The sequence below is a fragment of the Streptomyces liangshanensis genome (assembly GCF_011694815.1).
In the GTDB taxonomy this organism is placed as follows: Bacteria; Actinomycetota; Actinomycetes; order Streptomycetales; family Streptomycetaceae; genus Streptomyces; species Streptomyces liangshanensis.
The window spans coordinates 7,074,701-7,088,926 of record NZ_CP050177.1 but is presented as its reverse complement, the minus strand read 5'-3'; the positions used below and the strand labels follow the sequence as shown (position 1 = coordinate 7,088,926).

Annotated in this window: 9 protein-coding genes; 2 read left to right on the top strand and 7 right to left on the bottom strand. The window is 73.6% G+C overall.

The features are described 5' to 3' along the window. Window positions 1-24 precede the first annotated feature (24 nt). Genes HA039_RS30775 through HA039_RS30765 form a run of 3 tightly spaced genes read right to left on the bottom strand, consistent with a single transcriptional unit; the run spans window position 25 to window position 3,421 of the window. Window positions 25-1,029: a nucleoside hydrolase gene (locus tag HA039_RS30775; protein WP_167034867.1), complete on the bottom strand. Its 1,005-nt coding sequence runs from the start codon at window positions 1,027-1,029 to the stop codon at window positions 25-27. Then, window positions 1,026-2,345, bottom strand: a complete 1,320-nt coding sequence (locus HA039_RS30770; RefSeq protein ID WP_167034865.1) for an ADP-ribosylglycohydrolase family protein — start codon at window positions 2,343-2,345, stop codon at window positions 1,026-1,028. The genes HA039_RS30775 and HA039_RS30770 overlap by 4 nt, the downstream gene beginning before the upstream one ends. Before the next feature lie 14 nt (window positions 2,346-2,359). Beyond that, the gene (locus tag HA039_RS30765) at window positions 2,360-3,421 is read right to left on the bottom strand and encodes a LacI family DNA-binding transcriptional regulator (protein WP_167034863.1); all 1,062 of its coding nucleotides are present in this window, start codon (window positions 3,419-3,421) and stop codon (window positions 2,360-2,362) included. Between the two features lie 280 nt (window positions 3,422-3,701). On the opposite strand from HA039_RS30765, the gene HA039_RS30760 reads away from it, so the two are divergent. Together HA039_RS30760 and HA039_RS30755 are read left to right on the top strand one after the other, a co-directional pair. Further along, window positions 3,702-4,610, top strand: coding sequence for a LysR family transcriptional regulator (locus tag HA039_RS30760; protein ID WP_167034861.1), 909 nt, complete (start codon window positions 3,702-3,704; stop codon window positions 4,608-4,610). 114 nt (window positions 4,611-4,724) lie between these two features. Next, window positions 4,725-7,883 carry a discoidin domain-containing protein gene (locus HA039_RS30755; protein ID WP_167034859.1) on the top strand — a complete coding sequence of 1,053 codons (3,159 nt, stop codon included), beginning with the start codon at window positions 4,725-4,727 and terminating at the stop codon, window positions 7,881-7,883. Between the two features lie 128 nt (window positions 7,884-8,011). Here HA039_RS30755 and HA039_RS30750 read toward each other — a convergent pair whose 3' ends face one another. The 4 genes from HA039_RS30750 to HA039_RS30735 all read right to left on the bottom strand — a co-directional run bounded on the left by HA039_RS30750 (window position 8,012) and on the right by HA039_RS30735 (window position 14,165). Continuing rightward, window positions 8,012-8,491 (bottom strand): nuclear transport factor 2 family protein, encoded by a 480-nt coding sequence (locus HA039_RS30750; RefSeq protein ID WP_167034857.1) that lies wholly within the window; start codon window positions 8,489-8,491, stop codon window positions 8,012-8,014. Beyond that, on the bottom strand, window positions 8,488-9,876 hold the full coding sequence (locus tag HA039_RS30745; RefSeq protein ID WP_167034855.1) for an FAD-binding oxidoreductase: 1,389 nt from the start codon (window positions 9,874-9,876) through the stop codon (window positions 8,488-8,490). Before HA039_RS30745 ends, HA039_RS30750 begins: the two co-directional genes overlap by 4 nt. Before the next feature lie 694 nt (window positions 9,877-10,570). Next, window positions 10,571-12,670 (bottom strand): AfsR/SARP family transcriptional regulator, encoded by a 2,100-nt coding sequence (locus HA039_RS30740; RefSeq protein WP_167034853.1) that lies wholly within the window; start codon window positions 12,668-12,670, stop codon window positions 10,571-10,573. A 4-nt stretch (window positions 12,671-12,674) separates the two neighbouring features. Then, on the bottom strand, window positions 12,675-14,165 hold the full coding sequence (locus HA039_RS30735; protein ID WP_167034851.1) for an MFS transporter: 1,491 nt from the start codon (window positions 14,163-14,165) through the stop codon (window positions 12,675-12,677). Between the last annotated feature and the right edge of the window lie 61 nt (window positions 14,166-14,226).

The window sequence follows — 14,226 nt, the reverse complement described above, 5'->3', positions numbered from 1 at the left end:
TCTCTGACGGTCATGCGGTTACGGTCAATCGCCGGCAGAGGTACCGGTGAGGCGATCGAGGAAGAGGCGGCCGAAGCCAGGCACGTCGGTGTCGACGGCGACCGATGCGTTGGGGGGTCCGGGGGGCGGGGCGAGGGCGAGGCCGCGGTCGGCGACGACCAGACCCCTGGCCAGCTCGCTGGTGGTGTCGGTGACCACGTGGGCGTCGGCCCACGTGCACAGCGACGGGTCGAGGAAGGCCGCGACGACGAGCGGGTCGTGCAGGAAGCACGCGTCCCGGTGCTCCTCGCGCAGCGGGAAGGCCCGGGAGAGGAACTCGATCCAGGCCAGGGCGCATTCGCCGGCCCAGCGGCCGAAGGCGTCGCCCCGGGACAGGACGGCGGCGTCGTCCCGGGTGAGCCGTACCCGCGAGGTCTGGTCGATGCCCACCATGCGCAGCTTCGCGCCGCCGGCGAGGACGATCGCGAGGGCCTCGGGGTCGACGTAGGCGTTGAAGTCGCCGACGACGGTGATGTTCTGCGCGTACCCGGTGGCGGAGCCGGCCATCATGACGATCTCCGCCACGTTCTTGGCGAAGCCGGGGTCGAGGCGCAGCGCCAGCGCGAGGTTGGTCATGGGGCCGATGGCCAGCACCGAGATCTCGCCGGGGAACGCGGCCGCCAGCTCGACGAGGTACTCGGCGGCCGTGACGTCCGTGGTGGGTCCGAGCCGGTCCTCCGCCGCCGTCCGGACGGGGTGGTCCTCGATGACGTCGTCGAACAGCGCGCGTACGGGGGCCATGTCACGCAGCAGCGGGCGGTCGGCGCCGCGCACGACCGGCAGGTCCGGGTGGCCGAGGCGCTCGCCGAGCCGCCGCGCGACATCGACGCCCGTGTCGACGTCGACGTTGCCGTTGACGACGGTCAGGGCCTCGACGGTCACTTCGGGCGAGCGCAGGGCCAGCGCGATGGCGAGGCCGTCGTCGATGTCGGATCCGGGTTCGCCCAGACCGGGGTCGGTGTCGATGACGATCCTGCGGGTGGCGGTCATGCGTGCACTTCCTGTTCGAGGGCGACACGGACGGCTTCGGTCCGTGCGGCGAGTTCGGTGACGGTGATGCGGTCGAAGCCCTGGACGGCGCTGCGGACCACTCCGCCGGTCGGTTCCACCAGCCGGGCGGGGACGGCGTCAGGACCGTGCAGGGCGCCGAACACACTGCCGACCGTGGCCGCCGTCGAGTCGGTGTCACGGCCCGCGGCGACGGCGAGGCCCACCGTGCGGACGAAGTCGTCCTCGCCCCACAGCAGGGCGGCCGCGATGATGGCCGCGTTGTTGACGGTGTGGACCCAGTTGTAGTGGCCCAGCTCCTCGTCGATCCACCGCTGCGCCGTCCCGGCGTCCGCGCCCCGCTCGTACAGGCGCAGCACTCCGGCCTGGCTCTCGTGGAGCCGGGAGCGCGGCGGGACGACGGTGAGCGCGGCCCGCAGGGCGTCGGCGGGCTCGGTGGCGACGAGGGCCTCGGCCACCAGGGCCGCCGACCACATCGCGCCGTAGATCCCGTTGGCGGTGTGCGACAGGAGCGCGTCGGTCAGCGCCATTCCCGCCGCGGCACGCGGGTCGCCGGGCTGGACGTAACCGTAGATGTCGGTACGGATCAGCGCACCGATCCACTCACGGTACGGGTTGTTGTACGTGGCCGTCTCCGGGGTCCGCATGCCGTGGACGAGGTTGCGGTAGGCGGCCCGCTCGGCGGTGAAGGTCTGGGTGAAGGGGATGCGGTCGAGCCACTCGTGGCCGATGTCCTCGGTCGTCAGGCCGCGCCCGTACGTCTCCAGGAGGTGCAGGCCGAGGATGGTCCAGTCCAGGTCGTCGTCCCGGGGGACGGCGTCGAAGAGGCCGGCCGCGGCGAAGGGGGCCGATTCGTGGAGGTGGCTGACCCCGGCGGGCAGCTCGTCCAGCAGCGGGACGAAGCCGGTCTGCGGCCACTGGCCCACGGCCCGCAGGTACACACCGACCTCGTCACGGGTCAGTCCCTCGACGGGCTTGCCCATGGTGTTGCCCACGCAGCGGCCCAGCCAGGCGCCCGCCAGCCGGCCGGGGAGTTCCGCCGCGACGAGGGTGCGGCGGGCGGGCGCCGGGGGAAGGGACGCCCATATCTCCTCCGCGTCGGAGGGTTCGTCGTAGTTCCAGCCGTCCGGGCGCCGCAGTCCGGTGAGCGCCGCCGCGATGGAGGCCAGTTCCGCGAGGTCGTCGGCCGCGGCGGCGCGACGGGCCGCTTCCAGCAGCTCCTCGGCCGCGTACCCCGAGGACAGAAGCTGTTCGGCTTCGTCGGGGACGAGGTCGCGTGGGTCGAGTACGTCGTGCACGAGCGGTGAGCTCCTCAGGCAGATTCACGGTGAACAAGGTGGTGCTGGACCAGGACGCGGCGGGGCGTCGCGGACGGTGTGTCTATGCGGGCGAGCAGCAGCTCCCCCGCCACCCGGCCGATCTCCTGGGCCGGGACGCGGACCGTCGTCAGGGAGGGACTGACGAGACCGGCCGCGTCGATGTCGTCCACGCCCACGACGGCGACGTCGGAGGGGACCGACAGGCGGAGCGAGCGGGCCGTGTCGAGGGCGCCGATCGCCATGAGGTCGTTGGCGCAGAACACCGCCGTGGGGCGGCGCTCCAGGTCCATCAGCTGTTGCATGGCCTTGGCCCCGGAGTCCCTCGTCCAGTCCCCCACCGCCTCGGCCGCGCGCAGCGGCCGCAGGCCGTGGTCGCGCAGGGCCTGGCGGTAGCCGTCGAGGCGGGCGGAACCGGGGGCGACCCGGACGGGTCCCGAGATGATGCCCAGGTTCCGGTGGCCCTGGGCGTACAGGTGGGCGACGGCGTCGGCGGCGATCCTCTCGTCGTCGGAGGACACCACGTCGGTGGAGGTCCCGTGCCGGGGCGAGCCGACGGTCACCACCCGGGCCCCTGAGGCGAGCAGGGGCTCCAGCAGCTTGTCCGGTACGTCGACGGCGGCGACGACCACTCCGTCGACACGCCGCTGGACCGCCTCGTTGAGGAAGGTCTCGATCGACGGTGTGCCCGCTCCGACGTCCGCGAGGAGGACGACGTAGTCACGGCCGCCGACCGCCTGCTGGAGGCCGCGCGCGAGGGCGGGGTAGAACGGGTTGGTCAGGTCCTGGACGACCAGGGCGACGGTCTGGCTGCGGCGGCCGGACAGGCCGAGGGCGAAGAAGTTCTGCTGGAACCCCATCTCCTCGACGGCCCGCGTCACCTTGCGGCGGGTGGCCTCGGAGACGGGCCGCCGGCCGGACAGGACGTGGGAGACGGTCGTCTTGCTGACCCCGGCCCGGGCGGCGACGTCGGAGATGGTCGCGGGCCCCTTGGGCCGGTCGGTCGGCAAACCGGTTTGCCCGGGAGCCTCCTTGGGCGTGTCGCCCGTCTCCGCCATCTGCGCTCCTTCGTTGCAAACCGGTTTGCGTATGAGAGCAACAGTCATCCAGATCCGGCCAGGAAGTCAAGAGGTGTGCTGTCCGGAATTCGACAAACCTGTTCATCGCGCCCCGACGCGGCGGCGCGGGCCGGCGGGCAAGGCGGGGCGAGGCCCCTGCCGTTCCCCTTCGTCCGTGCCCCGGCGGGACAACCTCCCCCGCTCACGGTCACCCCGTGCCGCCATCACGGCCAACGATTTCTCGTGATGGGCCTCAGCAGCACGTGTGATACTCGGTGTCATGGAGCTACGCCACCTCGAATACTTCCTCGCGGTCGCCGACACCGGCAGCTTCACCCGGGCGGCGCGGGCCCTGCACGTGGTCCAGTCGGGCGTGTCGGCGACGATCAAGGCGCTGGAGCACGACCTCGGCTCCGACCTGTTCGTCCGCGGCCCCCACGCCGTCACCCTGACCGCCGCCGGACGGGCCTTCCTGCCCCGGGCCCGGGAGACGCTCGGCGCGGCGGACGCCGCCAGGGACGCGGTGCACCGGACCCAGGGCACCCTCCAGGGCGAGGTCACGGTCGGCACGCTGACCTCGATCGACGTCACCGGCCTGCCGGAGCTGCTCAGCGTCCTCCGGGACCGGCATCCCGCCGTCACCGTACGGCTGCGGGCCGCGTCGGCCGGATCGGCGGGCCTGGCCCAGGAGTTGCGCGACGGCCACCTCGACGTGGCCTTCCTGTCCCTGCCCGGCCCCGCCCCGGCCGGCCTGGACACCCGGCTGCTGGCCACGGCCCCGCTCTTCCTCTACGTGCCCCGCACCCATCCGCTGGCCGGAGCCGGCCGGGTGTCGCTGGCGCAGTTGGGCGAGTTCCCGTTCGTCGACTCCCCGCAGGGGTTCGGCAACCGCGTCCTGGTCGACCGGGCGTTCGCCGCCGCGGGCGTCGAGCGGGAGGTGACACTCGAGGTCGCGGACATCGGGACCGCCGTGCACTTCATCCGCGCGGGGCTCGGGATCGGATTCCTCGCCCGCTTCCTCGTCGACGACCACGCGGGCCTGGACGTCCTGGAGGTCGCCGACCACGAACTGCGCTGGCAACTCGTGGTCGCCACCGACGCGAACCGGCGTACCGGCGCGACGACGGAAGCCTTCCTCGACCTGCTCAGGGAGCGCAATCCGGCCCCCCGGGAGCTCACCGGCCGCTGAACGACCGCACCGGCACAGGGCTGTCGGACTTCTTGACGTCCCGGCCGCGGGGGTCTAACAATGAGCCCGCTTGACAACGTTGTCGAAGCCCTGGTGCCCAGGAGGTGCGTGTCCATGAACCACCGACCGGCCGAAATGAACAGACGCCGTTTCGCCCAACTCGCAGGCCTGACCGCCGCATTGACGGCCATGCCGCTCTCCCTCGCCGAGGCCGCGCCCGCCTCGGCCGCCGACCGTCGCAGGAAGGCACACCACCTCGCGCCACCGGACGAGGTCGCCGCCGCGTACCATCAGGCGCTGCTCACCCATACCCGCTGGTCGGAGACGCAGTGGGACGCGGCCAAGGGCTACTACACCGCGAAGGACTTCGGCTTCGCGGTGGTCCTCGGCCATGCCGTCCTGCTCACCCGCGGGACCTACGACGCCGCGAGCGCGGGCATCGACAAGGAGACCCTGCGCTCCCGTACCCTCGCGACCCTCACGCACTTCGCCGCGTCGAGCCGCCTGACCGGCGGCACCGAATGGGGTCGTACCCTGTTCTTCGACACCACGTTCCAGCTGTACTTCGTGCTCGCCGCCCGGTTGCTGTGGGACCAGTTGGACGCGGCGACCCGTACGAACGTCGACACCATCGTCCGCGAACAGGCCGCCTACACCACCGCGTTGGGCGCCGCCAACGACCCCGCGTCGGGCGGCTGGACGCCCAACGGCCTCACCGGCGGATACGTCGGGGACACGAAGCTGGAGGAGATGGGCGTCTACGCCCAGTCCCTCGCGCCGGGTCTCGCCTGGGCCTCGGACGACCCGCGCCACAAGGCGTGGAGCGACGCCTTCGGCCGGTGGAGCCGCAACGAGGCCGGCCTTCCCGCCGCCGACCGCGCCAACCCCGCCCTGGTGGACGGCGTCGCGATCAGCGCGAACACGGCGCAGAACCTGTACGACACGTTCATCGTCGAGAACCACAACTCCTTCGGCCCGCACTACCAGGAGGAGTTGTGGCGCACGTCGGGCCGCAACGCGGCCCACTTCATCACCGCGGGCCGGCCCCTCCCCCAGGTCCTGACCGCGCAGCCCAACGCCGGACCGCTCTGGGACACACTGCTCACCGTCATGAGCGACGCGGGCGAGCCCCTGATGCCGATGGTCAACGACCGGGAGCACCTGTACGGACGGGACGTCATCCCGATCGCCTTCCTCGCCCAGGTGTTGGGCGACCGGGCCGCCGCCCGGTCCGAGGCCGCGCTCGCCGAACGCCTCGCGGCCTACCAGGCGTACGCCCCGGCCTACCGGCTCACCAAGTTCTCCGGCGAACCGAAGTACGAGCCGGAGGCCCGTGCCGAGGTCGCCATCAGCTACCTGCTGCACGAGTGGCGGGCCTCGCAGGGCGCGGCGGTACGTCCCCTCACCGACCCGGAGTTGTTCGCCCGCGCGAGCGGGGTGAAGGACTTCGGCGCGGGGCCGGGGCTGGTGGCGCACCAGTCCCCCGCCGCCTGGGCGGCCGCCGTCAGCAAGCAGGGCTTCCTCAAGTTCTGCTGGCAACCGGCCCACGACGACTGGCTGTTCTCGCTGAGCGGCACCACACCCATGTTCCTGCCCTCGGTCGCGGGCAGCACGAGCACGCGCACCATCGCCACGTACACCAAGGTGCGGGACGGGTTCGACGGCAGCGCGTCGGTGTTCACCCTGGGCGGCGGCTTCGCCGGATTCACCACGCTGCCGTCCGGTGACGTCGTCTACGCGTCCACCGGGACCGCGGCGGGCGAAGGCCACATCGAGGTGTGGAACCTGACCATGCCGGGCGTCGCGGGGCTCGACGGCAGCCGTACGTACACCACCGCCGAGGGCAGTGTGAGTGTCGCGGCCAAGGACGCGGGCACGGCGCCGCCGTCCACGACCGGGCGCACCGACGACCTCACCGTCACCCGGGCCTCGTACCGCTACGTGCGGGTCCAGGGCATCAGCCCCGACCCCCGTTACGGCTACTCGCTGTACGCGGTCGAGGTGCGGGACGGCGCCGCCGGTACCGACCTCGCCCGGGGCTCCACCGCCACGGCGTCCTCCGCGGACACCGGCAAGGGCGCGCCCCTGGCCGTCGACGGCGATCTGACGACCCGGTGGGCCGTCTCCGTCGCCGACCGGCCGAAGGCGGACAGCTGGCTCGCGCTCGACCTGGGCGAGGCGCGGAGCTTCGACCGGGTCACGCTGCGCTGGGAGGCGGCGGCGGGGCGGGGTTACGTGGTCCAGGGCTCGGCGGACGGGAAGGCGTGGACGGATCTCGTCCGGTATCCCCGGCCCGACCTCACCAGCGCGGGCGGTTGGGTCGACGTCGACGGGCGGGCCGGGTTTGTCGTCCGGGGCGCGAAGAACCCGCTCACCGTCTCCGGCGACATCCTGGTCCTGTCCGACGGACCGGCCGAGCCCGTCCTCGTCGAGGGGTACGCGGGGAGGACGGTGGCCGACGTGAAGGCGGCGGCGGCCCGCCCGGCCCCGGTGTCCGCGAGTACGGCGGTGAAGGCGAGCGTCGCGGGCGGGCACCTGAGCCTGTTCAACCTGTCGGCGGCCGCGGTGAAGACCACGGTGTCGGTGGCGCAGGACACCCGTACGGTCACCCTGTACGCCGGGATCCAGACCGTCACGGCGACCGGCACCGACCACGTCGCGCAGCTCGCCGGCGCGGCGGCCGTGATCGCGCCCGCCCGGTTCACCCTGCGGCCGGGCAGCGGGACGCGCGTCCCGGCGGGCGTGCGCGCCGAGGTCGTCGACGCGGCGACGGTCTCGTTCTCGGGGCCGTCCTGCCAACTCGTCCTCACCACCCCGGACGGCCGGAAGGTGAACGTGACGGTCAGGAGCGGGCGTACGGAGCGGGTGACCGTGTCCGGTGTCACCGCCTATCCGCTCGCGGACCGCGCCCTCGGCCGTACCACCTTCCCCACGGCCCCCCTTCCGTCGGGGATGTCCGATCCGGCAACCGCGGTGGACGGTGACACCCACACGTCCTGGAACCCCGGCGCGCAGGGCCGGATGGTGGTGGACCTGGGAGCGGTGATCCCGGTCGGTGAGGTAAGGGTGACGTGGACGAGCGGCCGCGTCCCGTCCTCCCAGGTGGAGTTCAGCACGGACGGGCTGACGTACACACCGGCGGGGACCCTTCGGGCCCGGGGCCGTACGGGCGTACTGGCCGCCGCGGCGGGGGCGCGCTACGTGGCGCTCGCCGTGCGCGGACGGGGGGCGAACGACGCGCGGGTGGTGTCCGTGTCGGTGCTGGGTTCCTAGGCGCGAGCGGGGCGCGAGCGGGACCGTACCCGCGCGCGGAGCCGGACCCGCGACCGTAGCCGCACATCGAGGTGGGCCCTCCCCGCACACGGGAGGGCCCACCCTTCACCACTCCGCCCCGGGGGCGGTCACTCGCCCGTGAGGATCTTCGGGTCTCCGGAGAACCACGCGCTGTCGATGGTGAGGCGCCTGATGCGCCACGTCTCACCGTCGCGCACCAGGTCGGCGTCGTAACGGTTCATCATGAGCGCCTGGCGGGTGCGGTCCGGCTTGGGGCCGTCGCCGGGCGGGAAGTGCTGGGCCGTCGCGTAGGCCCGCGCGTTGGCGGTGTCGCCGTCCACCGTCGTACGGATGTTGCTGATCACGTGGCTGGTGTCCAGGGGGCCGACCGCCGGGATCAGCACCCCGACGACGGTCTCGCGCGGGGTCAGTACGGGGAAGTCCAGGCCGATCTTGCCCGTGGCGGGCGTGAGGTCGACGGTCGCGTCCTCGGTCAGCGCCGAGGTGAGGAGGTCGGCGTCGCCGTGGTCCAGGCCGGCGGCGTAGCGGTGCAAGGTGTCGGCGATCGCCGCGCGGTCGACGAGGAGCTGGAGCGTGTGGTCGGTCATTCCGTGGCCTCCGAGGGCGGGATGTTGTGGTTGAGGCGGAAGAGGTTGTCGGGGTCGTAACGGCGCTTGACCTCGCGCAGCCGGCCGTAGGCGGCCTCGTCGTACGCGGTGCGGACGTCCGGTACGGAGTTGTCGTGCGCGGCCATGAAGTTGAGGTACCGGCCGCCGGTCGACCAGGGGCGGATCCGCGCGAGCAGCGCGTCGGCGTAGGCGTCCTGCGCGGTGAGTCCTCCGGGCATGCCGATGGCCACGATCCACAGGGCGTAGCGGGCGTTGCGGTTGCCGACGGCGTTGTCCGCGGGGCGGCCGAGCGCGCCGCCGAGGTGGCGCAGTTCGACGAACTGCACCGGGCAGTCGGCGCCGGGACCGGCCGCCTCCAGGATGGTGTCGACGGCGCCGGGGGTGAGCGCGGAGAGCAGCGTCGTGTACTCCGCGAAGGGCGCGGGGTCGACGGGGTCGGAGTGGATCTGGGCGAAGTCCTCGTACGGCATGGGGCCGAGGGTGTCGAGGAGGACCGGTGCGGCGGCCCGGAGCGGCGCTATCAGGTGCTCCGCCTCCTGCGTGTCGTCGCCCAGGTAGGAGATCCGGACGTGGAGGGTGAACTTCCCGGCGAGCAGTTCGGGGATCCCCGGGAGGGGCGGCAGCCGCAGCAGGGCGATCGAGGAGCTGAGCGCGTCGGGGGCGGTGGCGGTGAAGTCCGCGTAGGCGCGCAGGACGGCCTCGGTGTCGTCCCCGGAGAAGAACAGGCCGCCGGCCCACAGCCGTGTGACGGGGAAGAGCGCGAACTCCATCGCGGTGACGACGCCGAAGTTGCTCTTGCCGCCGCGCAGGGCCCAGAACAGGTCGGGGTCCGTGGTGGCGTCCACGTGGCGCGCCGTGCCGTCCGCCGTGACGACGTCGAGGGAGGTGACGTGGTCGCTCGCCCAGCCGTGGGTCCGGCCCATCGTGGGGCTGAGGCCGCCGCCGAGGGTGTAGCCGACGACGCCGACCAGCGGGGAGGAGCCGTTGAGGGGGGCGAGGCCGTGCGGGGTGGCCGCGTCGACGACCTGCTGCCAGATGGTCCCCGCCTCCACCCGTACGGTACGGGCCTCGGCGTCGACGCTCACGCGGTTCATCCGCCGGGTGGTGACGAGGACGGCCCCGTCGGCCGGGACGATCGCCTGGTGCCCGGTGGCGAGGACGGCGACGGGCAGGTCGTGCGCCGCCGCGAAGCGGACTGCGGCCTGGACGTCGGCGGCGTCGACCGCGCCGGCCACGACGGCGGGACGGTGGGTCACGGCAAGGTTGTAGGGCGCGCACTCCTCGGCGAAGCCGTCGTCGTCCGGCCCGAGGACGGGGCCGGTGACCTGGGCGGCCAGGGTGTCGTGCTTCGGTGAACTCAGCATGTGTCCATACGACAGGAGCCCTGTCGACGCGGTGTCGACGAACCGCCGACGGGGTGCGGGATTGCCCTGGCGGGGTGCGTGGGGCAGGCCTGCCGAACCTGCGGGTCAGCTCTCCCGTGCAGGTCAAAGACGTCCTCAATCGCCGGACGGGCTGGATTTTGCCGGGGCCCGGTGGGTAAGCGCGGCTTACCGATGCCCTCGGGCGCCGGACGAGCTGGTTTTGCCCGGGTCCGGTGGGTGGGTCGGCTCACCGATGTCCTCGGGGGCCGGACGGGTTGGTTTTGCCCGGGCCGGTGCCTGAGCGCGACTCGGCGATGTCCTCGGGCGGCGGACGGGCCGGTTTTGCCTGGGGCCGGTGGGTAGGCGCGGCTCGGCGATGTCCTCAAACGCCGGACGAGCTGGTTTTGCCCGGGCCCGGTGGGTAAGCGCGGCTCACCGGTGTCCTCGGGCGCCGAACGGGGCCGGTTTTGCCCAGGCCCGGTGCCTGAGCGCGGCTCAACGATGTCCACGGGCGCCGAACGGGGCCGGTTTTGCCCAGGCCCGGTGGGTAAGCGCGGCTCAACGATGTCCTCGGGCGCCGAACGGGTTGGTTTTGCCCAGGCCCGGTGCCTGAGCGCGGCTCACCGGTGTCCTCGGGCGGCGGACCGGCCGGTTTTGCCCTGGTCCGGTGGGTAAGCGCGGCTCCGCGATGTCCTCAAATGCCGGACGGGCTTGATTTGTCCGGGCGTGGGCCTGACAGGGGGCGGGGGGATGGGGCGCCGGCGGTCTGTTCCTGCGGTTCGCCGCGGCGGTGCGTGTGGCGGCGGCGGGCGGCGCGCTCCGGTACGGGCGCGGGCGCCGCCTGCGTGAGAGCGGCGACCTGGTCGCGTACCGCCCGTACGTCGGCGGGGTCCGCGGAGCCGCCGACCAGGCCGTCCGCCAGGTAGTGGCGCAGCAGCCGCCGCAGCGCCCGCTCCCGGCCCGGGCCGGCCGGGGCCTGGCGCCGGGCGTAGGCCTTGACGAGGCCGAGGTACCGGTAGCCGCCGGGGCCCGTCTCCACCACGTGCAGGTCGACCAGCGCCTCCATCAGCGCTTTCGCCCGGTCGACGGGCAGGTCGAGCAGGGCCGCGGCGGCCTCAGGGGTGAGCCGGCGGCAGTCGGGGACGGCCGCGAGGTGGAAGGCCGCCCGCTGGCGGGTGTCCATGCGCTCCTGGGCGTCCCGGAAGGGCCGGTCGACGATCGCGCAGTCCTCGTGCATGACCACCGGTTGTCGCAGGTCGTCCTCCAGCTGGGCGAGGATCTCGTCGATCGTCCAGGACGGCCGGGCGGCGAGCCGGGCCGCCGCCACGCCTACGGACAGCGGGTGGTACGAGCACGCGGCGACCAGCCGCTCGGCCGCCTCGCGCTCCGCGTACACCCTCCGGCGCCCGGAGATCGTGGCCAGCAGTTCCAGCGCGTCGTCCGGCGGCAGCACCCCGAGCCGGTGCCAGTGGACGCCCGGCAGGTCGACGATGCGCCGCCGGGCCGTCAGCAGGACGGCGCATCCCGGCGAGGCCGGCAGGAGCGGGCGGACCTGCTCGGCGCTGTCGGCGTTGTCGAGGACGACCAGCAGCCTGCGGCCCGCGACGGCGGTACGCCACTGGGCCGCCCGTCCGCCGAGGGTGGCCGCCGGCCGGTCGACGCCGACCGCGCGCAGGAACCGGCCGAGCACCTCGACCGGGTCGGCGGGGGCGCCGTCCGCTCCGAGGTCGGCGTGGAGCCGGCCGTCGGGGAAGCGGTCGCTCACGAGATGCCCGACCCGGACGGCGAGCGTCGTCATGCCCGTACCGCCGAGGCCCGTGACGCCGGCCACCGGTGTCCCGGAGGGGTCGTCCAGGGCCGCGGTCAGCTCCGCGATCTCGGCCGCGCGGCCGGTGAACGCACGGAGGTCCGGGGGCAGTTCGGACGGGACCGGCCAGGGTGCGGAAGACGGGGGCGCGGGAGGCGGGGAGGTGGAAGCCCGGGGCGCGGACGAGTTGGGCGAGGAGGATGTGGACGCCGCAGGCGGGGGCGCGGCGGACGGGAGCTGTGGGATGTCCAGCGCCGGGTCGGTGTGCAGGATGCGGGTGTGCAGACGGGCGAGGCCCGCGCCGGGGTCGACGCCCAGCTCCTCGCGCAGGGTCCGCCGGGCCTCGCGGTACACGGCCAGGGCGTCGGCGCGGCGGCCCGAGCGGTAGAGGGACAGCATCAGCTGCTCGTGCAGGCGCTCGCGCAGCGGGTGCGCCGCGACGGCGGCGCGGAGTTCGGCCGTCAGGCCGGGCCTCTCGCCGAGCTGGAGTTCGGCGGCGTGCAGCTCCTCCAGCGCGGTGAGGCGCAGCTCCTCCAGCCGGTCGCGTTCCGACTCGAAGAAGACCCCGCGTATCCCGGCGAGCGCCTGCCCCCGCCACGCGCCGAGGGCCTGCCGCAGGGAGCGGGCCGCGCCGCCGGGATCGCCGTGGCGGCCCGCCTCGTACCCCTGCTCCGTCAGCCGCAGGAATCCGGTCACGTCGAGGGTCGCGTCGCGCAGGCGCAGGACGTAGCCGTTGCTCGCGGACTCGATCGCCGCGGCGCCGCCGAGGAGCGGGCGCAGCCGGTAGACGTACGTACGGACGGTCCCCCGCCCTCCGCGGGGCGCCCGCTCCCCCCACAGGACGTCGAGCGCCGTGTCGGTCTCGACCAGGTGCCCCTCGTGCAGGAGGAGGAGGGCCAGCACCGCGCGCTGCTGCGGGGTGCCGAGGGCCACCTCCTCGTCCTCGCACCAGGCCCGTACGGGACCGAGAAGCTCGAAACGCATCATAAGTTCATTGTCCGTCGCTCCGGCCGTTGCCGACTCTCGGCCTCCTGGTGCCCGGTCCGGCGGGAGGGGCCGTGTCTCCCGGCGGCGGTACGGGCGGAGGGCCGGTTACGGCGTGGGCCGACGCGCGCGCCCGGGCCGTGGTCGAGAGGAGTCCGAGGACGAGGATCGCCGTACCGTACCCGGCGTTGAGCCACCACCCGACGCCCCCACTCCCACCGCCGCCCCTGGCACCCCCGGCGCCGAGGACCGCGCCCGCGACGGCGACCCCGAGCGTCGCGCCGATCTGTCTGCTGGTGGAGCTGATGCCGGTGGCGACGCCGATGCGCTCGCGCGGCATGCCGGCCACGGCGGCCTGGGAGATCGGGGCGCCGACCGCCGCGTTGCCGATCCCCATCACGGTGTAGGCGAGCAGCAGCCACCACACCGGGGTGCTGGTGCCGGCGAAGGACAGCATGACGCCGGTGGCGCCGATGCCGGTCCCGGCGACGGCCAGGGGGATGCGGGGCCCTCGTACGGCCAGGACGCGTCCGCCGACCGGGCCGAGGACGACGCTGACCGCCGCGAGCGGCAGGACGAGGAGTCCGGCGGTGAGGGCGGAGTACCCGCGTTCCCCCTGGAGGTAGAGGCTGTTGAGGAAGAGGAAGGATCCGAGGGCCGCGAAGGAGAGCACGGCCATCAGGTTCGAGGCGGCGAACGGGAAGCTGCGGAAGAAGCCCAGCTCGATGAGGGGGTCGAAGCGGCGCGGCTCGTGGAGGAGGAGCCCGGCCAGGCAGGCGGCCGCGACGGCGAACGCGGCCGTGATGGGTGCGGAGAGCCAGCCGAGTACGGGCCCCTCGATGATGCCGAGGGTGAGTGCCGCGAGGCCCGCGGTGACGAAGATCTGGCCGAGCGGGTCGAAGCGGCGGGGGAACGGCGAGCGCGATTCGGGGACCACCCGCCGGGTCAGGAGGAGGGCGGCGATCCCGATGGGCACGTTGATGAGGAAGATCCAGCGCCAGCCCAGCGGGGAGTCCACGAGTGCGCCGCCGACGATCGGCCCCAGCGCCAGGGAGAGGCCGATCACGCCGCCCCAGACGCCGAGCGCGCGGGCGCGCTCGGCGGGCTCGGTGTGGACGGTGCCGATGATCGCCATGGCGACCGGGTTCAGCGCGGCCGCGCCGAGAGCCTGCACGACGCGGAAGACGATCAGCCAGCCCAGGGTCGGCGCCACGGCGCAGAGGGCGGAGCCGACGACGAACACGGTCAGGCCGGCGACGAAGATCCGACGGCGGCCCAGCCGGTCCGCTGTCGAGGAGGCGAAGAGGAGGAAGGCCGCCAGGGTGACGGTGTAGGCGTCGACCACCCAGGCCAGGCCGCTGGTGCCGGCGTGGAAGCGGGCGCCGATCGTGGGCAGGGCCACGTTCACCCCGGTCATGTCGATGCCGATGAGCAGGACGCTGACGCAGCACAGGGCCAGCAGCAGGGTCTTGCGCGGTGCGGTCACTGCGGTGGTCATCTCGTGTGTCCTGCCTCGTCCCTGTCCCGCACGTCGTCCCTCTCCCTCGGGCCGTCCCTGT

Excerpts from the sequence above, each read along its gene's own strand:
- HA039_RS30765 (WP_167034863.1), bottom strand. The coding sequence starts at position 3,421 with ATGGCGGAGACGGGCGACACGCCCAAGGAGGCTCCCGGGCAAACCGGT.
- HA039_RS30745 (WP_167034855.1), bottom strand. The coding sequence starts at position 9,876 with ATGCTGAGTTCACCGAAGCACGACACCCTGGCCGCCCAGGTCACCGGC.
- HA039_RS30760 (WP_167034861.1), top strand. The coding sequence starts at position 3,702 with ATGGAGCTACGCCACCTCGAATACTTCCTCGCGGTCGCCGACACCGGC.
- HA039_RS30750 (WP_167034857.1), bottom strand. The coding sequence starts at position 8,491 with ATGACCGACCACACGCTCCAGCTCCTCGTCGACCGCGCGGCGATCGCC.
- HA039_RS30755 (WP_167034859.1), top strand. The coding sequence starts at position 4,725 with ATGAACCACCGACCGGCCGAAATGAACAGACGCCGTTTCGCCCAACTC.
- HA039_RS30735 (WP_167034851.1), bottom strand. The coding sequence starts at position 14,165 with ATGACCACCGCAGTGACCGCACCGCGCAAGACCCTGCTGCTGGCCCTG.
- HA039_RS30775 (WP_167034867.1), bottom strand. The coding sequence starts at position 1,029 with ATGACCGCCACCCGCAGGATCGTCATCGACACCGACCCCGGTCTGGGC.
- HA039_RS30740 (WP_167034853.1), bottom strand. The coding sequence starts at position 12,670 with ATGATGCGTTTCGAGCTTCTCGGTCCCGTACGGGCCTGGTGCGAGGAC.